Origin of the sequence: Micromonospora sp. NPDC048999 (assembly GCF_040649295.1) — a bacterium.
Lineage (GTDB): Bacteria > Actinomycetota > Actinomycetes > Mycobacteriales > Micromonosporaceae > Micromonospora.
Genome location: NZ_JBEZFI010000061.1, coordinates 1 through 25,921, shown reverse-complemented (window position 1 = coordinate 25,921; position 25,921 = coordinate 1). Strand labels below are relative to the sequence as shown.

General features: G+C 70.1%; 25 protein-coding genes. 21 read left to right on the top strand and 4 right to left on the bottom strand.

All coding sequences use genetic code 11. The annotated features are described in order from the left end of the window. Positions 1–124 precede the first annotated feature (124 nt). From AB0C02_RS31625 to AB0C02_RS31615, 3 genes are all read right to left on the bottom strand, one after another. Entirely contained in the window at positions 125–1,597 is a 1,473-nt protein-coding gene (locus AB0C02_RS31625; RefSeq protein ID WP_357552800.1) for an XRE family transcriptional regulator, read from the bottom strand. Positions 1,598–1,803: 206 nt separating this feature from the next. Beyond that, a complete protein-coding gene (locus tag AB0C02_RS31620; RefSeq protein WP_357552799.1) occupies positions 1,804–2,010 on the bottom strand; it encodes a DUF397 domain-containing protein in 207 nt (68 codons plus the stop codon). Continuing rightward, positions 2,007–2,894, bottom strand: a complete 888-nt coding sequence (locus AB0C02_RS31615; RefSeq protein WP_357552798.1) for a helix-turn-helix transcriptional regulator — start codon at positions 2,892–2,894, stop codon at positions 2,007–2,009. Before AB0C02_RS31615 ends, AB0C02_RS31620 begins: the two co-directional genes overlap by 4 nt. Before the next feature lie 793 nt (positions 2,895–3,687). Between AB0C02_RS31615 and AB0C02_RS31610 the strand changes: the two genes are divergently transcribed. The 8 genes from AB0C02_RS31610 to AB0C02_RS31575 are packed head-to-tail and all read left to right on the top strand — an operon-like array spanning position 3,688 to position 11,795. Beyond that, positions 3,688–6,057 (top strand): nitrate- and nitrite sensing domain-containing protein, encoded by a 2,370-nt coding sequence (locus AB0C02_RS31610; RefSeq protein ID WP_357552797.1) that lies wholly within the window; start codon positions 3,688–3,690, stop codon positions 6,055–6,057. Next, positions 6,054–6,455 (top strand): roadblock/LC7 domain-containing protein, encoded by a 402-nt coding sequence (locus tag AB0C02_RS31605; RefSeq protein ID WP_357552796.1) that lies wholly within the window; start codon positions 6,054–6,056, stop codon positions 6,453–6,455. The genes AB0C02_RS31610 and AB0C02_RS31605 overlap by 4 nt, the downstream gene beginning before the upstream one ends. After that, the gene (locus AB0C02_RS31600) at positions 6,452–7,111 is read left to right on the top strand and encodes an ATP/GTP-binding protein (protein ID WP_357552795.1); all 660 of its coding nucleotides are present in this window, start codon (positions 6,452–6,454) and stop codon (positions 7,109–7,111) included. The genes AB0C02_RS31605 and AB0C02_RS31600 overlap by 4 nt, the downstream gene beginning before the upstream one ends. Next, a complete protein-coding gene (locus AB0C02_RS31595) occupies positions 7,108–8,322 on the top strand; it encodes an ABC transporter substrate-binding protein (protein WP_357552794.1) in 1,215 nt (404 codons plus the stop codon). Before AB0C02_RS31600 ends, AB0C02_RS31595 begins: the two co-directional genes overlap by 4 nt. A 51-nt stretch (positions 8,323–8,373) precedes the next feature. Beyond that, entirely contained in the window at positions 8,374–9,240 is an 867-nt protein-coding gene (locus AB0C02_RS31590) for a branched-chain amino acid ABC transporter permease (RefSeq protein ID WP_357552793.1), read from the top strand. Continuing rightward, positions 9,237–10,292, top strand: a complete 1,056-nt coding sequence (locus AB0C02_RS31585) for a branched-chain amino acid ABC transporter permease (RefSeq protein ID WP_357552792.1) — start codon at positions 9,237–9,239, stop codon at positions 10,290–10,292. The genes AB0C02_RS31590 and AB0C02_RS31585 overlap by 4 nt, the downstream gene beginning before the upstream one ends. Beyond that, positions 10,289–11,086 (top strand): ATP-binding cassette domain-containing protein, encoded by a 798-nt coding sequence (locus tag AB0C02_RS31580; protein WP_357552791.1) that lies wholly within the window; start codon positions 10,289–10,291, stop codon positions 11,084–11,086. The genes AB0C02_RS31585 and AB0C02_RS31580 overlap by 4 nt, the downstream gene beginning before the upstream one ends. Further along, complete coding sequence (locus AB0C02_RS31575) at positions 11,070–11,795, top strand: ATP-binding cassette domain-containing protein (RefSeq protein WP_357552790.1); 726 nt, start codon at positions 11,070–11,072, stop codon at positions 11,793–11,795. Before AB0C02_RS31580 ends, AB0C02_RS31575 begins: the two co-directional genes overlap by 17 nt. Here AB0C02_RS31575 and AB0C02_RS31570 read toward each other — a convergent pair. Then, the gene (locus tag AB0C02_RS31570) at positions 11,770–11,958 is read right to left on the bottom strand and encodes a hypothetical protein (RefSeq protein WP_357552789.1); all 189 of its coding nucleotides are present in this window, start codon (positions 11,956–11,958) and stop codon (positions 11,770–11,772) included. The genes AB0C02_RS31575 and AB0C02_RS31570 overlap by 26 nt on opposite strands. 339 nt (positions 11,959–12,297) lie before the next feature. Here AB0C02_RS31570 and AB0C02_RS31565 point away from each other — a divergent pair, with 339 nt between their 5' ends. From AB0C02_RS31565 to AB0C02_RS31505, 13 genes are all read left to right on the top strand, one after another. Further along, complete coding sequence (locus AB0C02_RS31565) at positions 12,298–13,083, top strand: methyltransferase domain-containing protein (RefSeq protein ID WP_357552788.1); 786 nt, start codon at positions 12,298–12,300, stop codon at positions 13,081–13,083. A 487-nt stretch (positions 13,084–13,570) separates the two neighbouring features. Continuing rightward, positions 13,571–14,035 carry a GNAT family N-acetyltransferase gene (locus tag AB0C02_RS31560; RefSeq protein WP_357552787.1) on the top strand — a complete coding sequence of 155 codons (465 nt, stop codon included), beginning with the start codon at positions 13,571–13,573 and terminating at the stop codon, positions 14,033–14,035. A 162-nt stretch (positions 14,036–14,197) separates the two neighbouring features. Next, on the top strand, positions 14,198–15,577 hold the full coding sequence (locus AB0C02_RS31555) for an FAD-dependent oxidoreductase (RefSeq protein ID WP_357552786.1): 1,380 nt from the start codon (positions 14,198–14,200) through the stop codon (positions 15,575–15,577). Between the two features lie 28 nt (positions 15,578–15,605). Beyond that, on the top strand, positions 15,606–16,049 hold the full coding sequence (locus AB0C02_RS31550; protein ID WP_357552785.1) for a hypothetical protein: 444 nt from the start codon (positions 15,606–15,608) through the stop codon (positions 16,047–16,049). Beyond that, positions 16,046–17,449, top strand: a complete 1,404-nt coding sequence (locus AB0C02_RS31545; RefSeq protein WP_357552784.1) for a glycosyltransferase — start codon at positions 16,046–16,048, stop codon at positions 17,447–17,449. Before AB0C02_RS31550 ends, AB0C02_RS31545 begins: the two co-directional genes overlap by 4 nt. Further along, on the top strand, positions 17,442–19,799 hold the full coding sequence (locus tag AB0C02_RS31540) for a pyridoxal-dependent decarboxylase (protein WP_357552783.1): 2,358 nt from the start codon (positions 17,442–17,444) through the stop codon (positions 19,797–19,799). Before AB0C02_RS31545 ends, AB0C02_RS31540 begins: the two co-directional genes overlap by 8 nt. Continuing rightward, the gene (locus AB0C02_RS31535; protein ID WP_357552782.1) at positions 19,796–20,674 is read left to right on the top strand and encodes an aminoglycoside phosphotransferase family protein; all 879 of its coding nucleotides are present in this window, start codon (positions 19,796–19,798) and stop codon (positions 20,672–20,674) included. Before AB0C02_RS31540 ends, AB0C02_RS31535 begins: the two co-directional genes overlap by 4 nt. After that, positions 20,671–21,180, top strand: coding sequence for an NUDIX hydrolase (locus tag AB0C02_RS31530; RefSeq protein WP_357552781.1), 510 nt, complete (start codon positions 20,671–20,673; stop codon positions 21,178–21,180). The genes AB0C02_RS31535 and AB0C02_RS31530 overlap by 4 nt, the downstream gene beginning before the upstream one ends. Before the next feature lie 41 nt (positions 21,181–21,221). Beyond that, positions 21,222–22,241 carry a monodechloroaminopyrrolnitrin synthase PrnB family protein gene (locus AB0C02_RS31525; RefSeq protein ID WP_357552780.1) on the top strand — a complete coding sequence of 340 codons (1,020 nt, stop codon included), beginning with the start codon at positions 21,222–21,224 and terminating at the stop codon, positions 22,239–22,241. Continuing rightward, positions 22,238–23,344, top strand: a complete 1,107-nt coding sequence (locus AB0C02_RS31520; protein WP_357552779.1) for a hypothetical protein — start codon at positions 22,238–22,240, stop codon at positions 23,342–23,344. The genes AB0C02_RS31525 and AB0C02_RS31520 overlap by 4 nt, the downstream gene beginning before the upstream one ends. Then, on the top strand, positions 23,341–23,985 hold the full coding sequence (locus tag AB0C02_RS31515; protein ID WP_357552778.1) for a class I SAM-dependent methyltransferase: 645 nt from the start codon (positions 23,341–23,343) through the stop codon (positions 23,983–23,985). Before AB0C02_RS31520 ends, AB0C02_RS31515 begins: the two co-directional genes overlap by 4 nt. A gap of 20 nt (positions 23,986–24,005) precedes the next feature. Continuing rightward, positions 24,006–25,046 carry a hypothetical protein gene (locus AB0C02_RS31510; RefSeq protein ID WP_357552777.1) on the top strand — a complete coding sequence of 347 codons (1,041 nt, stop codon included), beginning with the start codon at positions 24,006–24,008 and terminating at the stop codon, positions 25,044–25,046. Continuing rightward, complete coding sequence (locus AB0C02_RS31505) at positions 25,033–25,845, top strand: hypothetical protein (RefSeq protein WP_357552776.1); 813 nt, start codon at positions 25,033–25,035, stop codon at positions 25,843–25,845. The genes AB0C02_RS31510 and AB0C02_RS31505 overlap by 14 nt, the downstream gene beginning before the upstream one ends. Positions 25,846–25,921 lie beyond the last annotated feature (76 nt).

Below are 25,921 nucleotides of genomic sequence, written 5' to 3'. Positions count from 1 at the left end.
CTCAAAACCGGCACGCCCTACCACGAGGCGACCGCCTGGTCGCATCACCTCAACGAGGCTGCTGCTTGACATTCAAGCTCCTGGGATGTCTTTCGGCGATCGCGGCGGGGTGTGCAGGAGCCTATTACGGCAGGGTGCCGATGAAGCGGCATGCTTGGTCGACGCCGTCGAGGGAGAGTAGACGGCTGCGGGGCTCGGCGAGGCCTGCGAAGCCGTATTGGCCGAGGTCGGCGCAGCGGTTTTGCAGCCAGTGCCAGTCGAGGCTCAGGTAGTCGGCCAGGTGGCGTAGCCGTCCGCCGGGCGTGTCGTTGGCGGTCACGGAGTGAGCCTGGACGTGGCCGAGAGCGTCGCGGTAGGCGGCGATGGTGTTGCGGTGGTCGATGGCGTCGACGTGCCAGATGTTGTCGGCGCGAATCCAGGTGGCCACGATTGCACGCTGCTTGTCGATGACGAGCCCGGGCAACGCGGTGTACTCCGGGTCGTCCGTGACTGCGGTGTGGATCCCGAGGGATTCCATCAATGCCACGGCAAGCAGCAGCAAAATCCGTTCAGATATCGACGAGGCGGCCACCGTGTGCGAGGGAAGGCAGAACATCCTGGTCATCGGCTGGGATGCGCCTCGGAAGTGTTCAGCGGTCTCGCGTAGATACCTCAGCTTGTGGCGGAACAGTAGCCATGTGCTGGCTTCCTCCCCACGCTGCTCCCGCGTCCAATAGACGGGCATGTCGGACAGGAGATGGTAGTGGCGGCGAATGTGGTCGGCGCAGAACGCCGATCCGATCCACAGCCGCGACACCGGATCCAAGTCTTCCGCGATGTCGCGGCTGGCGGCCGATGCCGCCATGTCCCTGTACGGGAAGGCGGCAGCCTGGGCGGCGTCCAAGCGGGCGTCGTCCAGCAGCAGCGACAGGTCGAGGTTCGCCACCGCCCACAGAACCCCGGCGGTGATCGCGTCGAGCTGGTACACGCGAGGGAAGAGCAGCCGTGCGTCTCGACCAGCTCCGACCAGATGCCGAACTGCCGGCCGAGAGTCCAGCGCGAAGACCCCGAGGCAATCTGGTGTGTCGTCGACACGCCCCAGGATGAGCCGCCGCTGAACAGAGCGGCACCACCTCTGTTCTGGGGCGGCATGGGTAATCGTGGCGAGGACCCGGCCGTCGTCGACCGCTGGGTACACCTCGACGTCGATGGCGGCGCCGGGAAAATGCTGCCCTCCCGGCGCCATAACCACTCGACTCCACGTACCAGCACTGTCAGATAGCAGCTCGCGGTGTGCGGGTGCCGCTAGTTGCAGCAAGTCGCCGGCGGGAGGCAGGTCTGACTGCGGAACAGAGCGGGCGGACGACAACCGGGGGTCAAAGGCGCTTACCTGACTGCTGCTGGTGCGCCGCGGGATAAAGAGATCGAGATCGGTGTCGCCGGCGACTCCGAGGGCGTGACGAAGGGCGGCACGGCGTTCGTCGCTGGGCCAGCGGTGCTCTCCTCGTTCCAGCTTGCCCACCCACCGGTTGTCGACGTAATGGGCGGCGATGTCCCGGCCCGGGTAGAGCTGGTGCAAGGCGATGTTGACCACGTCGGCCAGCTCGCTGCGGGACATGCATTGCCCATGCCGCAGAGGTGACGGCAGACGCTCACGTGCCTCAGTAAGGCGCGTGTTCGGCGTGGTCTCCGTCTCGGGATGACGAGGCACAACACCTCCTGAGGTACGCGCGGCGGGTGCCGCATCTCACAGCCGGTGTGTGGGCCATCTTGCCACCCTCGGTTACCGGGCCGCGCGCGTGCTGCACCGTCGCCGTCGCCCAGTCACTCGGGCACGTCCGGGCCCTGCAATCCACCGTTGCAAATGCCCGTGACGAACGATTGCCACCGCTGCGGGGCGAACCGCAGCACCAGCCCGTCGGGGTCCTTCGAGTCGCGGGTCAGGACCACGTCGTTAGCGACGGCGACTTCGACGCAGTTGCCATCGTCGCTGCGGCTGGACTTACGCCAGGTGTGCTGTTGCTTGGTCATGCCGGAACTCCTTCCGTAGGTGCCAGATGCTCCGCCGCGGCGCGGAGGAGACGGATACTCACGTCGGGTGACAGTGCGGCGGCCTTGAGCCTGCTGTGCAGGTTTAGGTACGGGTCGACCTCGCTCGGGTCGGTGTGGATGAGGTCTTTGGTGAGGGTGTCTACCGCGACAGCGTGGGAGCTTTGCGGATCGCGGTAGCGGTAGATCGAGTAGGCGGACCGAGGAGCGCTGTGTCCTCTGATCGACGCGTCGACAGGTAGGACCTGGACGGACACGGATGGATGGTTCGCGCACACAGCGACGATGTGCCGAAGTTGATCGGCGACGACTACGGGGTCGGCGGCGCATCGTCGGATCGCGAACTCATCAATGACGGCCTCGTAGCACGGCCCGCCAGTGGCGAGCACCAGGCTCTGGCGACGAGCGCGGGCGGCGACTGCGGCGGCAGGGTCGAACCTGCCGCCCTGGCGGCCAGGATCGCTACGTAGCCGCGCATCGGCGAACGCGGGCGTCTGGAGCAAGCCGGGAATCAGGGCCATGGCGTACTCGGTGATGGTCTTGGTGCCGCTTTCCAGGTCGGCGTAGATGGCCTGGCGGATGCCCATTCGTTCGGTGTCGGCCGTCCACCATCCACGGGTCCAGCCGTCGGTTGCCGCGTCCATGATGGCTGTTCGCCTGTTGACCCCGACCGAGAGGTAGTCGCAGATCCCGCTGACGAGGTCGATGTCAGGGCCAAGATGTCCGTTTTCCAGCGCGCTGAGTTGCTGTCGCGGGAACCCAAGAGCACGGGCGATTGCCTCGCCCGTCAGCCCATGCTCCTCACGTAGTCGGCGGATTTCGCGGCCGAGCCATTGTCGGCGGACGTACGGACTGGGGTGGTTCACCGGCAGCCTCCAGGGACCACTCATGCCCGGTTGACGGTTGGTCGGGCCGGGGTGATGTCAATGTAACCCCGCCAAACCGGCCGACCACATCGGTGAAGCCGATGGTCCGCCATGTTTTTCGCAGGTCAGTTGCCGGTCGGACCGCAAGTCGGTACGTGAGGTCGGACCGAAGGTCGGTATTCCCAGCTCCTCGCCGTTCCGTGATCGTTGATTTGCGCCGAGCCATCCGTCAATGCGAGGCGCCTGTGCGAGGAGGGGTGATATGAAGTGGTTCCTCCCGGCCGACGACGACCGGCCGTTCAATCCTCTCGGCTGCCCTTCCTCGGGCAACAGACCCGCCATAGCGTCCCTCGATGGTTCGTTCGGAGCGTCCGACGCCGACCCGAGCCACCCGCAGCAACGATCTCGTCGAGGCGCAGACGAGCCGCCTACCCTTCCCGCCATTGCGCGCCGGTCAGCCGGCCCAGGCCCCTCCGCTGCATGGCCCTCGCGGGCACTGCCCGAAGGAAGCCGTCATCCCAGGATCGGCCGGGCCGATGACTGATCAAGCACAGCGCTCGCGGGCGTCCCTGCGCCGCTCACCTGGGAAACGTGGCGTCGGGCCACCAAGTGGGCCCGCAGGTCGAGATTCCAGCTCAGGCTGGCCATGGCTGGTCGGAAATTGGTGTAAGTCGCCGGACTCCGCGCCGTTCCGGCCGCTGGTGACGCGCTGATTGCGGCGGATCCGAATTCGACTCGCCCGCATTCAGCTGCGGATTACCGACGAGGCCACGATCGGAAAAGAGGTTTTGTTGTGCCTGTTGCTCGACGACTGGCCGTGCTGTTGGCGATCCCGTTGGCGGCGACGGTGTTGTTCGCGGCGTGGGGTGTGGTGTCGACGGGTCGTCAGGCGCTGACCGCAGATCGGCTGGCGACGCTGGTCGCGGTTTCGTCGGCTACCGGTGAGGTGCTGGCGCAGTTGGACCGTGAGCGCCAACTCGCCGTCGTGTTGGTCGCTGGCCCTGGAGCAGGGGCGGAGGGCGCCAATGGCTTTCTGGAGCAGGTGGCGGCGTCGGACCGGGCCGTGGCTGCCTATCGGCATCGGCGTGAGGTCGTCGGCGAGTCGAACGCGGGGGCGGGTCTGGTTGGCCTGTTCGACGAGCAGTTGCGGCTGTTGCCGGCGTTGCGGGAGCAGGTGCGGGCACGGTTGGCGTCGGTGACGGCGGTGTCGATGCGTTATCGGGTGGCGATCGGGCAAGGGTTGGCGGTGCGGGAGGCCGTGGGGCAGGTCGGGGGCGCCGACGGTGTTGTTGCTGACCAGTTGCGGGTGGCGGCGGCGCTGTCGCAGGTGACCGAGCTGGCGGCGCTTCAGCAGATCGCTGTGATGGGCAGCGCGGGCGGTGTGCTGACCCCGGCGGCACAGCGGGAGTTCGCCGCCAATCGGGCCGGGTATGAGGAGGCGCTGCTGGTGGCGACGCATCGGTCCTCGGTGCGGTGGCGGTTGTGGCTGGATCAGGCGTTGACCGGAGAGCGGGTTCTTTCCGCGCAGCGGCTGGATGATGAGGTGGCCCGCGCTCGGGTGGGCCAGCGGTTGCGGGTGGATCTCGCTGGATGGTCGACGGCCGGCGGTGAGCGTCGAGACCGGTTGGGCGCGGTGCGCGCGCGGGTGGACGCGGACATCGTGGCCGAGGTAGGCCGGCAGCGCACTGCCCAGTGGGTTACCACCGGAGTGCTGACCGGTGTGGCGGTGCTGCTGATCGCGGTGGCCGGGGTGGTGGCGTCACGGCAGGGCCGGGCGCTGGCTGCCCGGCTGCGGAGTGTGCGGGACGCCGTGACTCAGGTTGCGCATCAGGAACTGCCGGACCTGGTGCGGCGGGTGAAGGCGGCGGACCCGACGGATCCGGGGTCGATGCCGCCTCCGCCGGAGCCGCTGGCGCCTGCTCGCCCACCGCGGGATGAAGTGGACGAGGTCACGGTCGCGTTCGACACTCTCGCCTCAAGGGTGTACGTGACCGCGACGGACCTGGCGCGGCAGCAGCAGGTCGCGGCGGCCGTGGTGGAGGCCGTCGGCCGGCGGAGCCAGTTGATGACGCATCGACTGACCGTGGCGTTGGACCAGGCCGAGCGCGACGAGGCGGATCCGAAGACACTCGGTCAGCTGTTCGGGCTGGACAGCCTGGTCGCGCAGTTGGGGCACTCCACGCAGGGCCTGTTGGTGTTGTCGGGTCTGTCTCTGGGGACTGTGCACGAGGAGCCGGTTGCGCTGATGACGGTGGTGCAGGCGGCGCAGAGCCGTATCCAGGAGTATCAGCGGGTCGTGGCCGGGATGGTCGACGAGCGGGTGCTGGTGCCGCCGAAACTGATCGACGACCTGGTGCATCTGCTGACGTCGCTGCTGGACAACGCCACCCGCTTCAGCCCCGGCGATGCCCTGGTCAGTGGGCATCTGCTCGGCGATCGGGTGGTCGTGCAGGTCGTCGACGCGGGCGCGGGCATCAAGCCGGACCTCCTCGCGCAGCTCAACGGCGAGCTGGCGCGGCCGGCGCCGACGGTCGGGGTGGAGCACATCCGTCGGCAGGGCTTGGCGACAGTGGCGCTGCTGGCCGCCGCGCATGGCTTGATGGTGCGGCTGGTGCCGGGGCAGCCATGCGGCACGGTCGCCGAGGTGACGATTCCCACGGGGGGTCTCCAGATCATCGCTGCACCGCAGGGGGTGATGCCGGCAGGCCCGATCGTGGGGCGCCGCGCTCCTGGGGGCACACCGGCGTCCACTCTCACCCTGCCCGCCGCCCCCGTAGACGCACCGCGCCGTGAGGCGGCGGCGTACGGCTGGGGCGGTGTGTCCAGTGCGGACGCGCCGACGCAGGCGCTGCAGGTTTTACCCGCGCCCCGTCACCCGATGCACGGCGAGACTGCCCGTCGCATGCCAGCGCCACCGCCGTCATGGTTCGTTCCGGGGGCCTCCGTGCATCTCGCGACCGCCCCACCGACGCCGTCAGCCGCGGACACGACGACGGTGCACGGTCTGCCCAGACGGCAGCCGAACCACAACCTCACCCCACCCCCAGCCCCTGCGCTGTCTGCCGTGCCGCCGCCGCGGCCGGGTGGGCTGGCGAGCACCGCGGGGGCGTATCAGCGCGGCCTGCGCCGCCGATTCCCTCAGCCGAAGGAAGGCCAGTCATGACCGAGTTGAACTACCTGCTGTCGAACAACCTCGCCCGGGTGCCGGGGGTGAGTCAGGCCGTCGCGGTGTCCGTCGACGGGCTCCTGCTGGCCTGGACCGGTGGCCTGGACCGCGACGCCGCCGAACGGCTCGCCGCGGTCGCGGCCGGATTGAGCAGCCTGCTCAGGGGCGCGGCCCAGGACTTCGGCGCGGGTGGGGTGCAGGGAAACATCACCGACCTGGCCGGCGGCTACCTGATCCTGACGACGGTGAGCACCGGCGCGTCCCTGCTTACCCTCGTCCACAGGGACGCTGACCTCGCGTTCGTGACCGAGGAACTGTGCCGGTTCGCCGACCAGGTCGGCGACCAACTGACCCCCGCGTTCGCCACAGGCTTGGCCGGGGCCGGGCGGAGATGACTGTCCTCCCCGCAGCCGCGCACCCACCGGCGCCACGCTCACGGCCGGGGCCGGGGCTGTCGAGCCTGAAGATCGTGCTGACCGGGCCGTTCGGCGTGGGTAAGACGACCCTGGTCGGGGCGGTGTCGGAGATCGCTCCGGTGACCACCGAGGCCCGCCTGTCGGCCGCCGCCGTGGAGGACACCACACACGTTCCGGCGAAGACCACGACGACGGTGGCGATGGACTTCGGCCGCCTGAGCGTGGACGGGGTAACCGTCTACGTCTACGGCATGCCGGGACAGGACCGGTTCTGGTTCATGTGGGACGCGCTGACGCTCGGTGCTGCTGGGGTGATCGTCGTCGCCGATACCCGCAGGCTGGCGGACTCGTTCCGGCACGTCGACTACGTCGAGCACGCCCGGTTGCCGTTCGTGGTGGCGGTCAACCAGTTCCCCGGTGCCCGCACCTACCCGGTGGCCGATCTCCGTGAGGCCCTGGCCCTCGGTCCGGAGGTGCCGATCGTCGACATCGACGCCCGCGATCGGGACTGCGTCCGTCGGCTGCTGATCGCACTCATCGAGCACACCCTACGCACCCGCTCCGGAATCCTCGCCCCGCACACGGCCGCCGTTGACCAGCACGATCCCACCTTTCAACCGAAGGAGCACCCGTGACCGCCCCATCTCCTGCCCGCTACCGGCGCGGCGTCGCCGCGCTGGCCGCACTGACGTTGGCAGCCTCCGCCACCGCATGCACCAACTCCACCGCCGACCAGGACACGGTGCGGGTCGGACTGTTGGTGTCCCTGTCGGGCACCTACACCACAGTTGGCGAGGACATGCAACGCGGCTTCAAGCTGTATCTCGACACGCACGGTGGGCAGCTCGGCGGCCGGACGGTCGAGCTGGTCGTGGGCGACGAGGGCGACGGGCCGGCCACCGCCGTGCCCGCCGCGCAGAAGCTCCTCGAACGCGACCAGGTGGTTGCGTTAACCGGTCTGGTCGGCGGGGCCACTGTGGATAAGGTCCAGACCCTCACCACCGACCGGAAGATTCCCCTCATCGGCGCCAACGCCCGCCCCGCGTTCGCGCCAGTGGGAGGCAAGCCGCGGGACTTGTCCTACACGTGGCACACGTCCTACAACTCGGATGAGCCGGGCATCGCGATCGCCTCCTACATCAAGTCCCAGGTCGGCGACGGGACGGTGTATGCGATTGGCCCGGACTATCAGGGCGGCTGGGACGAGCTGCGGGGCTTCACCGACACGTTCACGAAGCTGGGCGGGAAGCTGGCCAATCCGGACGGCAAGGCGACCTTCACCCCGTTCCCGGCGACGGAGAACTTTCTGCCGTACCTGAACAAGGCCGCCGAGGCGAAGCCGAAGGCCGTCTACACCTTCTACGCCGGTGCCGCGGCGGTCGGGTTCGTCAAGCAGTACCGCCAATCTGACCTCAAGGACGTGCCCCTCTACGCCGCTGGCTTCTTGACCGAGGGGTCGGTGCTCACCGCGCAGGGCGCGGCGGCTACCGGGATCCACAACGTCCTCAACTACTCGCCGACCCTGGGCAACGCCGCGAACCAGGACTTCGTCGCAGCCTGGTCAGCCAAACACTCCGGCCAGCCGACGACGTTTGCGATGGCTTCCTACGACGCCGCCGCCGTCCTCGACCGTGCTCTCGCGGCGGTCGACGGAGAGGTGACGGGCCCGAAGCTCAACGAGGCGATCGGCAAGGTCGGGCGGGTCGTGTCACCGCGCGGGGACTGGCAGTTCCACCCGACCGAGCACCGGCCGGTGCAGCGCTGGTACCTGCGCGAGGTCAAGCCCGACGGGCCGGTGCTGTCCAACGTCCTCGTCCAGGACCTCACCACCCTGCCCACCACCTGACCTTCGAACCCGCCGCCGCAAAACGATCTTTTGGAGAGGGGTGCTGTGCGCGTGGACGCCTACCTGATGTCCGCCGTCGACGGGATCGCCTACGGCCTGCTCCTGGCGATCGCCGCCGCGGGCCTGACCGTCTCGTTCGGCGCCGGGGGTGTGCTCAACCTCGCGCACGGCACCCTGATCGCCCTTGGCGGCTACGTCGCCGCGGCCATCAGCACGGGCACCTGGGCCAGCCTCGCCGCCGCGGTCGCCCTCGCCACCGTCGCCGGTGCGGCGGGCGGCGGCGTGCTGGCCGCCGCGACGGCGAGGCTGCGCGGGCGGCGGGGACACCTCGACCAGGCGCTACTCACCCTCGGTATTGCGCTGATCGGCGCCGATCTGCTCACCATCGCCTTCGGGCCGGACGTCCTCCGACCTCAGCTGCCCACCGCGCTGGACGGCACGGCGACTGTCGCCGGGCATCGATATCCGGTGGACCGCCTCGCCGTCCTGGGGATCGCCGTGCTGATTGCCGCTGCGGGCTACGTCGTGCTGCACCACACTCGCGCGGGCCGGCTGGTGTGGGCCACGGTCGATGATCGGGCGATGGTGGCCGGGATCGGCGTCAACCCCGCCGTGGTCGACGCGACGGTGCTGGTTGCCGCTGGGGCGCTGGCCGGCGTGGCCGGGGCGCTCACGACTCCGATCCTCGGTGTCGGCCCCGGCACCGCCGAGACCACGCTGCTGCTGTCACTGGTCATTGTTGTCTGCGGTGGTCTCGGCTCGGTGCCCGGCGCCGTGATCGCCGCCGTCGGCGTCGGCGTAGTCCAGACCGTCGGTGTGATCGCCGTGCCCGCGCTGGCACCGTATCTGCTCATCGCTGCCATGGCCGTGGTGCTGCTCGCCCGTGTTTCTCCTCTTCAGGGCGAGGTCGGCTCATGAGCGCATTCACCCACGCACGGACAAGCGACCGGATACGGCTGCTGCTGCGGCGAGTCCTGCCGTGGTCGGCACCGGTGCTCGCGGCCCTGGGCATCGCCGCGGTGGTGGCGTGGCCGGACACGTACCTGCACGCTACCGCCGCTCGGATGTTCCCGCTCGCGCTCCTGGCGGTCAGCGTCTGCGTGGTCACCGGCCACGCGGGCCTGCCCACGCTCGGCCAGGTCGCCCCCTACGCTGCCGGCGCCTACACCACCGCCCACCTGGCTCTGCACGGTGTCGCCGACGCGGCGCTGCATCTTCTCGCCGCCGCTGCGGCCGGTGCGATGGTCGCGGCGCTGGTGGGTGTGGTGCTGGCCCGTTATCGGGGCACGGTGGTGTTGATGCTCAGCCTCGCCGTCGCGGAGCTGACCACCATCACCGCGTCGCAGTGGCGGACGGTGAGCGGCGGTACCGACGGCCTCGCCGGCATCCCCGCTCCGCGGCTGCTGCCCGGCCTACCGCCGCTGCTCGACGACCGGGCGGTGCTGCTCTACGCCGCCGCGGTGGCCGCCACGGCCACCGCCGTAGCAATGCGGCTGCTCGGTGGGAACCGGCAGCTGCTGCTGTCGGCCGTGCGCGGCAACGAAGCCCGCGCCGCCGCCAGCGGCCACCGGGTGACCACCTATCTGTGGGTCGTGCACGCCGGCGCTGGGGCGGTGGCCGGGATCGGTGGGGCGCTGTTGATCCACACCCATCGGTGGATCACACCAGCCGACGTCGGTTTCACCAGCGCCGCGCTCGCGCTCCTGGCCGTCGTCATCGGTGGGACGGCGTCACTGCCCGGCGCTGTGGTCGGCGCCGTCATGGTCCTCGGCGTGCGGGACGTCGTGGCCGTCGACTTGCCCGGCCATGCGCCCCTGCTCCTGGGCGCCCTGTTCGTGGCAGCGGTCTATCTGCTTCCCGGCGGTCTGACCGCCCTGCCCGCACGCCTACGTCGGTCCCTGCGCGTGCTACGCCCACCTGCCAATGGCCCCGACACCACAGCCCCCCACATGTCGAGGAGGACTTCGTGAGCATCGTGCGCGTCGACGCCGACGATCGGGTGCCGTCCCGGCGCGCGAGCGGCGACCTGGACCGTGCCCACAGTGGCGGCCTGGTCGCTACCGGTCTGCGGCACGCCTACCAGCGACTCACCGTCCTCGACCTGGACTCCTTCACGGTGGCGCCTGGTGACCGGCACGCGATCATTGGCCCCAACGGTGCCGGCAAGTCCACCCTCCTCAACATCCTCGCCGGCACGACCCGGACGCGGACCGGCACGATCACCTACAACGGGACCGTTATCACCCGCCGGGGCGCCGGGTGGAGGGGCCGGGCGGGCATCGGCCGTACCTTCCAACACCCGGCCGTCTACCCCGACCTGACCGTCCTGGACGGTGTGCGCATCGGCGGCTGGCATCACCGCCGACATCCCGAGCGCACACCCCTGGAACTGCTGGAACTGGTCGGCCTGACCGACTACGCCGACTATCCGGCCGCAGCCCTGTCGCATGGGCACCGCCGAATGCTGGACCTGGCCGTCGCCCTCGCGGGGCAGCCGCGGGTGTTGCTGCTCGACGAACCCGCCGCCGGGCTGACCGACACCGAAACCGGCCGCCTCCTCCAGGTGCTGACGGGCCTGCCCGGCTGGATGGCGATCGTGCTGGTGGAGCACCACATGGATGTCGTCGCGGCGGTCGCGGACTGGATCACCGTGCTGCACCAGGGCCGCCGCCACACCGACGGCCCCGCCGACACCGTGCGCGCCGACCCTGCCGTCGCCGCCCTCTACCTCGGTCACGGAGGCGATGATGCTGCACGTCGGTGACCTCACCGCCGGCTACCACGCCGACGTGCCCGTCCTGCACGGGGTGTCCCTCGACCTCACCACCACCGCCGTGCACGCGATCGTCGGGCCCAACGGAGCCGGGAAGACGACCCTGCTGCACACCCTCGCCGGGCACCTGCGCCCCCGCGCGGGATGGGTGTGGTGCGACGGCCATGACGTGACCGGGTGGCGGCCCGCCCGGGCCGCCCGCGCCGGCGTCGGCCTCGCCCCCCAGGGGCGGCGGCTGTGGCCGTCGCTGACCGTCGCCGATCACCTCACCGTCACCCGGCCCGCCCGCCGCGGCCAGCCCGGCCGGCCCTGGACCGTCGACGAACTGCTGGACATGTTCCCCGCCCTCGCCGCCCGGCTGGGCCACCGCGGCCACCAGCTCTCCGGTGGGGAACAGCAGATGCTCACCATCGCCCGCGCCCTGCGCACCGCTCCCCGGCTCCTGCTCGCCGACGAACCCACCGAAGGACTCGCCCCCACCATCGCCGCGCACGTCACCCGCGTCCTGCGTGACCTGCCCGCCTACGGCGTCACCGTGCTGGCCGCCCTGCCACACGTCCGGGCCGCCACCGCCCTGACCAGCACCGTCCACGTCCTCACCGCGGGCCAGCTCAGCCGCCCCATCGACACAGCAGGCGACCACGCTGACCGCCTGATCCGCGACCACCTCGCCCTCACCAACCCGAGCAGGACTCCATGAACGCCCCGCCCGCCGACCCCCAGAACCGGCCGTTCGACGACGTGGCGCCGCCCACCGTGCCCGACGGCGGCGTCAACACGGGCGTCCCGCCCCTGCCACCCGCGGCTTCCAGCGACGGCCGGCGGGCCAGCCGCAGCATCGCCGGGATCGCCGTGCTCGCCATGGCCCTCACCGTCGGAGGCCTGCCCGCCCCACCCCGCAGACACCTACCACTGCTGATCACCACGACCCACGGCTGCGTCGTGCCTGCGCCGATGTCGGGCGGCGACCTCGCCGACACCGCGCGCATACCAGCGCCGGCGACGCTGCGGTTCGGTCGCCCGGCGAGCCCTCTCCTCCTCGACCTCGCGCCCCAGATCACGCCGGACGGCTTGCGAGCCGACGGCGATACCCCGCCCCCACCACAACCGGACCGGCGGATGCAGCCCCGCCGCTCCCGTGTGTGGCCCACCCGCCACACACGGTCCTGCACCACTGACACATCAACAGGAGGAGTCCCGCGATGACGGCCACCGCACAGCGCTACCAGTTCCGCAACACCACTGCTCAGCTCGGCCCGCTGCAGGAGGTGCTGGACCCGATCACCTTCGACGAGTTGGCCCGCCTCGGCATCACCGGCGGGCAGACCGCTCTGGACGTCGGCGCCGGAGCCGGCTCCATCGTCAGGCACCTGTCCGAGCTCGTCGGCCGTGACGGGAAGGTCCTCGCGGTTGACATGGACACCCGGCTGCTCGACCCGACCGGTGTGGTCGACGTCTACCAGCGGGACCTGCGCAGCCAGCCGCTGCCCGTCGAGCCCGGCAGCGTCGATGTCGCCGCCGCCCGCTGTGTCCTGGAGCACCTACCCAACCGGCACGACGTGCTTGATCAGATGATCATCGCGCTCCGGCCCGGCGGGCAGCTCGTCCTCGGCGAGATCGTCTACGCGCCGATCGCCGTGCACGCCCCCGCCGACGACGACAACCAGCTCATCGGCTGGGTCGTGAACACCATCCTCAGCGTCCTCGACGACCGCGGCGTCGACCTGCACTGGGGCGACATGGTCCCCGCCGTGCTGCTCGCCAACGGCTTCCAGGACGTGCGCACCCGCTGGATCGCGCGGACCTGGGCCGGCGGCACCCCGGGCTGCCGCCTGTACGCCGACAACGCCACCCAACTATCCGACCGGCTCCTTACCCACGGTCTCACCCACGCCGACCTGGACCGGTTCGCCGAACTGATGGACGACCCGACAGTCCTGGTACGCGGCTACACCTTCGCATCCACCACCGCCCGCAAACCCCGCTAACCCGCAGGCCACCCCCGAAGCCCGGTCGCCCGCTCGGGTGGGAGCGGCGGCGACCGACGTGGCCGGCGGCGGCCTTCCCCCGATAACCGCCGCCGGCCACACCCACCACCACATCGGCGCCTCTGGCCGCCTGCGGACTGTTCACACAGCGGCAGCCGCCCGCACCCCTGTAGAGAGGAACGACATGCCGACCCGGACACAGACCGTGTGGACTCCCGCGACCGTCGCTAACGCGGTTGCCACGGCGGTCGGCCGTGCCACCGCGCACGGTCTGCCCCGTGCGATCGCGAGATCTACGTTCACGTACCCGCCGCGCTGGAGGCTGCGCACGCCCTCGAGCCCGGCCAGGGGGCCCCGCAGGGACCCCTTTTGTCTGATCCCCGCCCGGCCACGGCTCCAGGAATCAGCGGTATGGGGTAGAGATGCGGTTCATCCGGTCTTGTCCGTGAGATCGTCCGCCCTCTCTTGCCCTTCCAGGAGTGCGCGCATGCAGGTAGTCCTCGCGGTCCGGGCCGATCTTCCCGCTTGGCGGGGCCTCGCAGATGAGGTCGAGGATCTGTTCGGGCCCATGGTCGACGACCCAGAGTTCCAGGCAGCCCTGGAGCGCAACGTGGAGCGCGGAACCGCTCTATGCGTGCGGGATGCGCCGGGCACTCCTGGAGCGGCAATCGCTGGCGGTGTGTTGATGTCGGTTCACCCTCCGCGGTACGAGGTCAGCTGGCTGGCCGTCAGCACCGCGTTTCGGGGCAGAGGCATCGGGACTCTCCTGGTCCGGTCCGCACTGCGCGACCTCACTGCCGTTCCGGGAATCGTCGAGGTGACGACCTTCGGGCCGGACCACCCCGGACGACATGCCCGGGGCTTCTACGAACACCTCGGCTTCGAGCCGACCGGCTCAGTTTCGGCCGACGGCACACGCCAGACGTACCGATTGCGTCTGCAGGCCGGGTGAGAGGCGTCCCGTCGCGGCCCGGAGCGCACCTCGGCCTCGGTCCGCTGCCGGCGCCAACAGAAAACGAGGGCGGTATCCGGTAGTTACCAGCCACCCCGGCCGTTGCGCGGTGAGGAGGATGTCGTGAGGAACAGCAGAACCCGAGCACGTCCCGTTGTTCCCGTGGTGATCCTGGGTGCGGGGCCTTGCGGGCTGGCATGCGCGCATGAACTCCAGCGCCTCGGTCACCGCGACTGGGTGCTGCTGGAGGCCGCGCCGAGGGTCGGGGGCCTGGGCTCCTCGGTCGTCGACGAGGCCGGTTTCACCTGGGATCTCGGCGGTCACGTCGTGTTCTCCAAGATGAAGAGTTTCGACGCGTTACTGGCCGAGTTATTCGAGCCGCAGGAGTTACTGCGCCACCAGCGTTCATCGTTCGTCCGGCACGGCGGGAGCTGGGTGCCCTATCCCTTCCAGCAGCACCTGCACCACCTGACCCAGGCAAGAGCCCGGAGGTGCCTGGACGATCTGACCGCAGCCCAGGCCCGAGGCCGCGCTCTCGCGGAGACGGACTTCGCCTCGTGGCTGGAGGCCACATACGGCCATGCCCTGGTAGAGGAGTTCTTCGCCCCGTACAACAAGAAGATCTGGGCCACCAGCCTGAGCGAGATGTCTGCCTCCTGGATCGCCGAACGAGTCGCGCCCGCGGATATCAGCGCGCTGCGGCTCGCGCTGAAGACGGGATTCACCGGCACGCAAGTTTGGGGTCCCAACGCGCAGTTCGCGTTTCCGGCGTCGGGCGGCACCGGCGCGATCTGGCGACGGCTCGCGGCCCGCCTCGATGGCGATGTCCGCACCGGTCAGCGCGTCGTCTACGTCGATGAGGCCGCGAAGAGCCTGCTGACGGCCGACGGTACCGTCCTCGCCTACGACCATCTGGTCGCCACCGGCGCGCTCAACGGGCTCGTTGCGATGATGGCCGGAGCGCCAGAGGACGTGCGGCTGGCTGCTACTGCCCTGCGCCACACCACCGTGGCGATGGCGGGCCTCGGCTACCGCTCGCCGACGACCGACCGGCGTTCTTGGCTGTACTTCCCCGGATGTGAGGCACCGTTCTACCGGGCGACGAACTTCTCCAGATACGCGCCGGCGAACGTCCCGGACTCCGACCCCGGTCGGTACTCGGCCTGGATGACCGAAACGTCACTGCCCGCGGGCACCCTGCTGGACCGGGCCGGGCTGGTCGAGGAGTGCGACCTGGCGCTCCGCCGCTGTGGCCTGGTCCCCGAAAGCGCCGAACGCGTCAGTGGCCACGTGGAGTTGATTCCCTACGCCTACCCGGTACCGACCGTCGGCAGGGACGCGGCGCTGGCGCTTATTCAGCCATGGCTGGAGAGGCAGAGCATCTATTCACGCGGGCGCTTCGGCACCTGGCGGTACGAGATCGGCAACATGGATCACGCTGTCACCATGGGCCAGGACATCGCCCGACGGCTCGTGCGCGGCACCGCTGAACGGATCTACACCGCTCGTCCCCCGACGGTGGGGTCCGCCGATGTGCGCTGAACGTGCTCTGGATCTGGATGCACAGTCGGTGACCGAGTGGCTCCTGGTCGGCGCCGCGCCGGACAGCCCGCTCGCGGTCCGGGCGCTCCTCGAACTGGGTGTCACGCACGTACTGGACTGCCGTACCCCGCGCCCGGTGCCGCCGCCCGCCGCCGTCTGCCCCGACCTGGTGTGGCATTCGGCGCCCACTGCGGACGACGGCGTCTCTCGGGGCGCCGCTTGGTACGCCGCCTGCGTGTCCTTCGCCGAGCGGGCATCACGCGAAGAGACGGCCCGGCTCTACTGCCACTGCGCGGCCGGGGTCAACCGCTCGCCGGCCGCCGCCTACGCCATCCTGCGCTCGCGTGGATGGGAGCCGGCCACCGCCCGCACCCGCATCCTGACCCGCCGACCTCAGGCCCGCCCCCGCTACTTCGAGGACGCCGAGCGGTGCTTGCACGCGCTGGGCTTCGCCGAACAGGAGAGACAGTGATCCGTGTCAGCTACCTGCTCGCCGCCGCTTACACCGTCCGGTCCCTGTACATGACCGCGTCCATGTCCCTGTCCTACCGCTGTCTGCGTTCCGCAGCCGACCGCGCCGAACATACATCGCCTGGCGAGGCACCCGGCCTGACGGTGATCATCCCCGCGCTGCGCGAACAGGCGGTGATACCCCGCTCGCTGGCGCGCTTCGCGGATCTCGCCGCCCAGTGGCCGCAGTTACACGTCCTGGTGGTCACCGCCGCACGGGAGGCAGCCGAGATACCCCACGGTCAGCAGACCACCGAGGACCTGTGCCGGGATCTGACACGAGTACACAACGAGCGGCTGGCCAGAGAGGTTTTCCACGTCGTGTCCTATCCGGGCCAGGGTCGCCGCGCCTCCCAGTTGAACTACGCCGTCGCGGCGCTGGACCAGTTGCTGCCGCCCACGGGTGACTACATCGCGGTGTTCGACGCCGACGCGGTTCCCGACGCCCGGCTGCGCTCCCAGTTCGCCCAAGCAGCGGCCGAGCGGCCCGCGATGATCCAGCAGCCGATGCTCCCCGCCTTCCCTGAGGGCCGCGGTCGGCGCTCGGCAGTGATGGCCGGTCAGGACCTCGCCTCGTTCCGCCGCACCCTCGGCATCGAATACCGCCGCGTCATGGTGGCCCGCCGGTGCGCTCCCGGACGACGCCCCCGGCTGCTGACCACGCTGGCGCGACCGATGGTCTACGGGGTGGGTTCCGGGCTCATCGTGCGCCGCGACAAGATCGAGGACATCGGGTTCTTCCAGGAGCCGCACGACGACCTCGCGGTCGGCCACCGCCTGAGCATGGCCGGCGAGCCGATCGCGGTCCTGCCCTCAGTCAATATCGTCGAGCCGTACCAGAGCGTGGCGGACATGGCACGCGCGTTTAGCAGCGTGGCCTTCGCGAACGCCGCGACCCGTCATGACTACCGCTTCGCCGCTGCCCGGCCCACCCTGCTCTCGCGCACTGGCCAGCGGTTGCTGGCAGCCCGGGCCCTGGCCGACGGCGCCGCCTGGGCTCTGGGACCGATAGTGATGACGGCCGCCGCCGTACATCTGGCCGCCCGGCGGCGGTTCACGCCACTGGCCGTGGCCGCGCTGGCTGCGGGGGTCATTGAGCCGGGTGTGGCGTACCGGCTGCGCGGCCGGCTTCTTGAGGATTTCCGGACGCCCGGCCAGGCCGGTGGCCGCTGGCAGCAGCCGCCACCGGCCGCTGCCATCGCCACCTTCCTGCCGCAGCCCGCGGTGAGCGCGCTTGGCCCGTGGCTGCTGGCCCTGCGCGCGAGCGCCGCCACACTCACCGGCCGGGGCCTGCGGTTCACCAAGACCGAGCACCGGGGCGAGATCGCCCCCGAAACCCGAGGAGGCACTCTTCATGGGTGATCTGGACATCGGCTGGTCGGTGCCCATCGAGTTCCCCGAAGCCGGCTGGACTCGCGAGTCCATCGACCAGCACCTTGCACAGGCCCGGGGCGAGATACCGGCCTGGGACGACCCCGGGCAGACCCGGCTCGGCTTCGCGATGGCCGCCCCTCACCCGGAGGCCGTACGCATCCTGGGCGACTGGTCGGCAGTCAACACCAACAACGTTGGTGTCCACACCCGCTTCGGCGAGGGGAAGGCCGGAACCCGGCGGCTGGAGAAGGAAGCGCTGGCAGTCCTCGCGGGTCTCTACCGCGCCGGAGCCCTCGACGGGCACCTGACCAGCGGCGCCAGCGAAGCGACTCTCGGCGCCCTGCGCATCGCCCGCAACCTGCTGCGCACCGGCGGCCACCGGTTACGCGTGCTCACCTCGGACCTGTGCCACGCTTCCGTTGCCAAAGCGACTGAGATCCTCGACATCGACCTGGTACGCCTGCCTGTCGGGTCCACCTGGACCCTGACCCGCGAACAGGTCCGTCGGGCCGCCGATGAGGCTATCGCGGCGGGAGTTACCGGGATCATCGTGGTGGCCACCGCCGGGTACTACAACAGCGGCTTCGCCGACCCGGTCGACGAGATCGCCGCAGCCCTGCGCGACCTGGCTTTCCAGCACCCCGGTCACGTCCGCTGCTTCCTGCACGTCGACGCCGCGCACGGCGGATTCGTCTTCCCCTTCACCGCTCCCGATCTGCCCTTCGACTTCCGCAGCCCCGGCGTGCACTCGATGGCCGTCGACCCCCACAAGGCCGGCCTCATGCCGTACTCGTGTGGGGCTCTGCTCGTACGCAAGGGACTGCTCGAACACGTCACCCGGATCGACCCGCACACCCGCATCCCGGACGAGACCATCCTGGGCTCCCGCCCCGGCGCTACCGCGGCAGCCCTGTGGGCCACCCTGCACACCCTGGGCCGTACCGGCTACACCGCCTTCACCACCCGCTGCCTGCAACGCCGCGACCAGCTCACGGCCGCCGTACGGGCAGCCGACCCCGAGGCCCTGCTGGTGTCCGCCCCGCACGCGCCCGTTGTCTCCGCCGCCTTCAGCCACCCCGGCGAACGGCTGCCGCCGCAATTGTGCGAGCGCTACCGGCTCGTCCCCCTCACTCTCCCGGACCCGCACGGGGGCGGCGGGGAGCGCCTTTTCTACCACTTCTACGCCTCCGGTTCCCTGACCGATGCCCAGATCACCGCGTTCGCCGGGCACCTGGCCAATGCCACCGCCCGAGCCCGCGCGACGGCCTCCGACGGCCGCGGACAGGGCCGGAGCATCACCTCCGAGGTCGTCGCGGACACCCGCACCCACACCGACTGCTTCCGTCACTTCGTCGTCCACCCCGAAGGCCGCCGCGACCCCCAGGCGCCGGGCTACTCCTTCCACACCTTCACCCACCGGCGTGCCACTGGCGAGCAAATGCGGGACACCCGCTGGGGCCGGGCGGGGGCCGGCGGCGACCTGTGGGTCTACGCCCCCGACCTGAAGAATCCCTTCGCCAACGAGCTGATGGGCGTACGCACCGAGCACTACTTCCTCGAGGTCCTCGACCTCCACCAGCAGCAGCTGTCTCTCGTCGGCGCGATCCACGCCACGATGCTGCTGTCCGGTTCCCTACGCGTCCTGCTCAACTTCGAGCCGGACGGGGCCTTCCGCTCCGCCGAGTACAAGGCACTCGGTGAGCGCGGAGCCGACGAGCTGCAGATCTTCCCCGACGCCATCACCGTCAAGATCGGCAAGGAGGCGGCGGGATTCCTCCGCCCCGGCAGCGACGACTACTCCTTCTCCATCGACACCTCGGCCGAGATCAGCGTGCGCCGCACCGACGGCGCCGCCGCGCCCGCCGTCCTGACTGCCCGGCACAACGCCGATGCGCTGCTGCCCCGGCGCCGGCACCTCCGCCGCGAGCAGTTCCGGCGCTTCCCGAACCGGTTCTTCGACACCGAACTGGACATCGTTACCGGTCGGACCTGGAAGGGCACCGCCTACCTGGCCGAACTTCTCGCCCCCACCGGCATCGGCACGGTATTAGCCGCCCGCTCTGCGATGGCCGGGCTGTGCACCGTGGACGGCCGGATCAGTGACAGCGGCCTGCACCTGGCACTCACCGCGCTGTCCGAGCCCCGGGCCGAAGCCATCGAACTCTGCGTCCCCTTCGACCTCGGCCGGCATCTGCACGATGCCCTGCCCCGACTGGACGTCCGAGACCCGCTACGGCTCGACATCGAGCAGGTCGTCAACTTCGCCGAGCATGTCCATGAGGTGTTCACGCGCGACGGACTACCCTCCGGTCTCGTCATCGCGGGAGCCGACCGATGACCACGGCCGTCCTCGATCACGCCGCCGTCAGACGTCTCCTCCCCGGCACCGCGACGTTCTACGCCCGGCCGTTGCCCCAAGGCCGCTTCAACACCTGCTGGCACCTGGCCAGTGCCGGCCGCTCCTACCTCCTCAAGCTCAACGACCGTGAGGGCGAAGCCCATCTACGCCAGATGGCCACGGCCATGAGCGACGCGGCAGCAGGCGGGGTAGCGGTTCCACGGGTCCTGCACGTGGGCACCGACCCGGGCCTAGGCCCCTTCCTGCTCCAGGAATGGCTCGACGGCTGCACCTTCGCCGAAGCCCGCGAGGACGACGCCATCGAGACGGACCTGTGGCCGCGGCTCGGACACCAGATCGCCCTGCTGCACTCCTGCCCGCCGACGCCTGCCCTCACGGCGACGCCGGCTTCCCGTACCCGCCAGCTCGGCGACCTCGTCGACACCCTTCGCCGACACCGGCTGGTTTCCGCCGCGCTCGCCGAGGCCACCCACCGGCGCGGTCTGCCGCTGGCTCAACAGCTCGGCGACCTGGAATGCGTGAATACCCATCAGGACATCCACCCAGATAACATCCTCATCCGACCCGGCGGTCAGATCGCCTTGCTCGACTTCGACCACGCCACCACGGCGGAATACGCCAGCGAGTTCGTCAAACTCGACCGCTGGTGCCAGCCCTCCGTTCACAACCGGGAACAGCTGCTGGATGCCTACTGGCAGCAACGCGGGGAGCTGGTCGACCCGTTGTTCGAACAGCGCCTCGCATTCCACCGCCTGGTCATCACCCTGTCGTACTTCCTGTACTGGCACGGCCGTGACGCCACCCAGATCCCTGGGTGCACCGCGGCCCTGCGGACCGAACTGGAGCGAACATGACCGCCAACGAAACTGCCACCGCCGTGTCGGCTGCCGCACCGGTTAGCGGGCCCGGCGTCCAGGTCGTCGCCGCACTGCTGCGGCGCGGCGAGCATATTGTCCTGGTTCAGGAGCGGCGCGACGGCAAGGAGATGTGGTCCATCCCCGGCGGCGGCGTCGAGCGCGGCGAACTCCTCACCGAGGCCCTGGTCCGCGAGGTCAAGGAAGAAACCGGTCTGAACCTGACGGCAGTGGGCCCGCTGGCCTACCTCGTCAACACCACAACCACCAAATATCCCTCCACCGTCGTCGCGACCTTCGACTGCGCCGAGTGGGACGGCGAGATCGCGGTGCACGACCCGGACGGCAAGGTGACCGGTGCGGTCCTGCTGCCGCTGGACGAGGCGAAGTCCGTCCTGGCGTCCTCTACCGCGACCCGGCCCGAGATCGAACCCCTGCTGGACTACCTCGACAGCCTCAGTGCCGGCCGCGTGTGGTCCTACCGGGACGACCAGCCCATCGAATGACCGCGCCCGGGGCGCCGGCCCCAGAAGCTGGGGGAGGACCTATGACGCTTACCCACGATCTCGACTCGACCACGGCCACGCTCGACCCGCTCGGCGCCGACGCGGTGATGAGGGCCCTGCCCCAGGCCAACATCGCAGCCGACACCGCCTGGCTGCGGGCCCGAGCCGAGCGCCTCTCCCGGCACGCCGCCTCGATCCGCGACGTCGCCCCCGCCCGGGCGGCGTTACGGGACCTGGGCATGATCACCGCCTCCCTCGCCCGCCACACCGGGCACCGGGTCCCGCCGTCGGCGGTCGAAGCGGCCATGCTCCACCTAGGCGACACGGCCGGCGAGGTCCCTCGGGAGACGGTGTACTCCTACGCCACCCGCAACCCCTGCGGTCCCCGGCGGCGTTCCTTCACCGACACCCCGGGCGAGCACGTATTCATCGACGAGGTTACCGCCGCCAGCCATGTCCTCGACGACGCGATCCGGCATTGCTCCGCCCTGCCCTCTGCTGCCGACAGGGAAGCAGCCGATGCCCTCGCCGCGACCGTCCACGAACTGCTGCGAGACTTCGCCGCCCATTTGCTCACGGTCAAAAGGACGCTGACACCCCAATACTTCACCGGTCTTCTGCGTCCGTACTACCCGCCGCTGGACATCGACGGCCGGACCTACTACGCGCCGGGCGGCGCCCAGATGCCGCTGCTCGTGCTCGACGTGATGATCCTCAACCAGGCGGCCACCGGCGAACTCGCCGCCTGGTACGAGCAGTACCTCACCGACAACGTCCTCTATCTACCGCCGCACCACCGCGCCATGACCGACGCGGCCCGCCGAACCCCGGGCCTGGCCCGCCTCGCCCGCCGCCATCCCCATCTGCAGCCGGCAGCCGCCCTGCTCATCGACGACCTGCTGCGCTTCCGCCTACCCCACCGCCAACTCGCCCGGGACAACATGGCCGTCCGCGCCGACGGATCGCTCGGCAGCGGCGGCTACACCACCAGCGCCCTCGACCGCCTTCTCGACGTCACCGACAGCGCCCGCGCCCTGCTCAGCCCCGGGAGCCCCACATGAGCCCCTCTATCGACCGCGACTTCCCGCCGTTCCCGCTCGGCGCCCCACGCTACCCACTCGCGCTCGAGGCCATGCCCAGCAAAGCGCCGCAGCCGGTTGCGGACCGGATACGCCTGGCCTACCCGAGCCGCATCAATGCCATGGCCCTGGACTCCAGCAAGATCGTTCCCAACCGGGGTGCCTACCTCGCGGGAGAACTCCTCTTCGCCTGTGACCTCATGCGCCGCGTCGAGGTCGAGATCGTCGGCGACGGACCCACCGTGCAGACCACTCCCGACTGCGACCACCCCGTTCTTGCCCGACACGCCGCGCTGCTGATGCGTACGGCGCTCGGCACCCACGAGCGGCTGCGGGTACAAGTGAGCGCCCCGGACCTGCCCGCGCACCTCGGGCTCGGATCAAGCAGCGGACAGATCGCCGCCGTGGCCGCAGCCGTCAACGAACTCTACGGACGTCCTGTCACCGCCCGTCAGCTCGTCAAGTTCCTGGCCCTCAACCACGGTGAAGAGATCGACCAAGAGAACGACCACCTCCTGCCAGTCCAGTGCCTGGGCGGATCCGCGGCAGCAGGACTCATACCCGGCGCGGTCCAGGTGCTTGCCGGAGCGCAGGTGCCGCTGCTGCAAGCCACCCTGCCCGAGGAGATACACATCGTGCTCGGCATGCCCCGCGACCCGGTGATCTGGGACGCCCGGGACAGCCTCGCCGCCGAGGCCCGCCACTTCGACGCCTTCACCACAACCGGCCGCACCTACGGCCCAGAGATCGCCTACCGGCTCCTGCACGACGCCTGGCCCGCCCTGACCGACGGCGACCTCCAGCCCCTCGGCAGCCTCCTGTTCGACTACCGCTTCCGGATGGGAAGTCTCGCCAACTGCGCGTTCTCCCACCCCGACCTGCTGGCCACAGGCGAGAAAGTCGAACACATCTTCACCGACCGCCTCGCCGAGATCCTCACCCTCTCCTCCGTCGGTCCCACCTTCGCCGCCCTCACCCGCACCCCCGAAAGGTGCGAGCAGGCGTTCGCCGACGCGGGACTGCGGACCCTGCGCAGCCGGCCGTGCAACGGCGGCTACACGCTGCACAGCCAGGAGGAACAGTGACACACGCAGGCCCGGCCCCCACCGGCGCCTACTGGAACGACCGCGCCACGGCCGCCGCTTTCGCCGAGCTGCCCGTACCGCCCTACCTGGCGGATCTGCTCGACACCCCAGCACCCGAAGCCGCCCTCGCGCTCGACGTGGGCTGCGGTGCCGGCCGGAACCTGCCCGCCCTGGCCGCCGCGGGCTACCAGGTGCTCGCGATCGACCTGCACCCCGGCATGCTCGAAGAGGCCCGCCGCCACACCAGGCCCCGGACCGCCTTCGTCGAAGCAGACGTCACCAGCCTCCCTGTGAGCGACCGCCGGGCGTCCCTCGTCGTGTGCCACGGGGTCCTGCACAACCTCCACCACCGCGACAGCCTCGCCGCGGCACTGCGCGAGCTGTACCGGGTCCTGCTTCCGGGCGGAACGCTGTCGCTGAACCTCTTCACCGCCGGGCACCTCGACCCCTGCCTCACTCCGCTCGGCAATGACCGGTACGCGCTGCCGAACGGTCAGCACATGAGCCTCATCGCCCCCGACGACCTTATCCACCTCATCCACAGTGCAGGACTCGTCCCGAGAGAGGAAGCCGTGCAGTACCTCAGCCCGGGAGATCCGGGTCAGCGCTCCGTATGGCGCGCGAACCTCACCCGGCCATAGATCCCCCGAAGGGACTACTCGTGCTCCTCGTCGCGGCCACCACCGAATCGGCGACCGACCCAGCCGTCGCATACACCCACCTCAGTATTTCCACCCTCGGCCCCGTGCTCGTCCTCGACGGTCCATCCCTGCAACGCCATCTGTGGCACGGGCTCGACGGCGGTCACCCGACGAAGACCGCCCCCGGAGCGGCCCGCGTCCCCCTGTGGGCCTGCCACCTCGACGAAACCACCGGTGAGGCCATCTTCTTCATCACCGTGCAGTGGCGTCCGGACGCCGCCGTCCTAGCAACCTTCCACCGCACCACAGCGTCCGCCGACGCGTCAGGCGAGTTCACGACGTGGGCTGCCGCCACCGCCGACAAGCACGCGGCGGTGAACTTCCCCCTGCCCAGGACCGGCCACCGCTCCGGGCGAGGCCAGGAAACCGAGGAGAAGATCACCCTTACCCTTCCGGCCAATCCCGCCGCCGTCGCACGCCTCCTGCGCGACCACCTGCCCACTACCGGGGTGCCGGTCTTCGGCCCCACCATCCACCGGCGGGTCCTGCGCTCGGACATCTATCTGCAGCCCGGCAACGGGCGACGCGAGTACGCCGCCCTGACACCACGCCCCGACGGGACATGGTGGGCCAAAGCCAAATTCCTCAAGGACGGCCGTCTCCACAAGAGCATCCGCCCCGCCGCTACCCGTGACGAAGCCCTGTCCCAGGCCGCTGAAGCCCTCGGCCACCCGCGCCTCGTCCATGCCGGCACACTCCACCGCGCCACCTGGGACCAGCCCTCGCCCATCGACGCGGACGGTCACTGGTCCACCGTGACCGTCGACACCACCACCCTCGCCCCGTACACCGGCACCCTCCAACAGGTCGAGATCGAGTACGGGGCGTGCTTCACCGCCACCCCCATCACGGCGACCGCCTCCCGGATCCGGCAATCCGTGGCCGAAACCGCCGACACCGTCGCCGCTGCCCTGACAGCCCACCACATTCCCCACGCCCGGGACGGCCAGAGCAAGATCGAATACTTCCTCGCCGCCGGAGACGCCGATGCCCGCCACTGACCAGGCCATACGCCTACTCGACGGCGACGCCAACGTCACCTCCCTCGACGCGTGGTGCACTGAGAAGATCACCGTCCAACTCGGTGGCCTAACAGTCGACGTGCTCGCATCGACCGGCGCGGCAACGACCTACATTCAGCGCCTGTTCACGCCAGCCAACGAACTGTGGAACGTCGTCAGCCCCGCCACGCCCGCCGCCCCCACCGGCGCCACCGCGACGATGCGTTGCCTAGCCCTGCCCCGTAGCCGCGCCGCCGCCCTCGCCGAACACGTCCGCGTACGGGGCGCCGAAGCGCCGCGCCACGTGCTGATGCACGTCGGCGCCCCGGCGACATGGCGCCAGATGCCCGGCGGCTTAGTGCTCCTGACCGATCCCCACGCCGGGATCGCGCCGCAGCTCATCGTCCGCCATCCGGACAGTTTCACCGTCATTACCTGCGACGACACCGATGCCACGATGAACGCCGCCCGGCATCTGCGGGAGATCGGCTACCGCCGGGCCGAGGACGACGGCTGGGTGTGCCTGCATGCCTCCGCCGCCACCATGGACGGGCGCGGCATCCTGATCGTCGGCGACTCCGGCGCCGGTAAGTCCACCCTCGCGCTCGCCCTGGCCGCGACCGCAACGGGCGCGTTCATCTCCAACGACCGAACCATGATCACCACTGCCCTGGACACGGCTCCTCGAGCTGTCGCCATGCCTGGCCCCATCCGGCTTAACGGCGGCACCCTGCGCGCACTCGGCTACGCGAGCGCCGCGCAGTGGGATCTCACCCGGCCTAAGAGGCCACGCAAATAGGTGGGCTTCATGGTCGGCGGGTGGGGCGGGTGTCCCACCGGTACAAGGTCCAGGCCTGCCGGAAGAGGCTACGTAC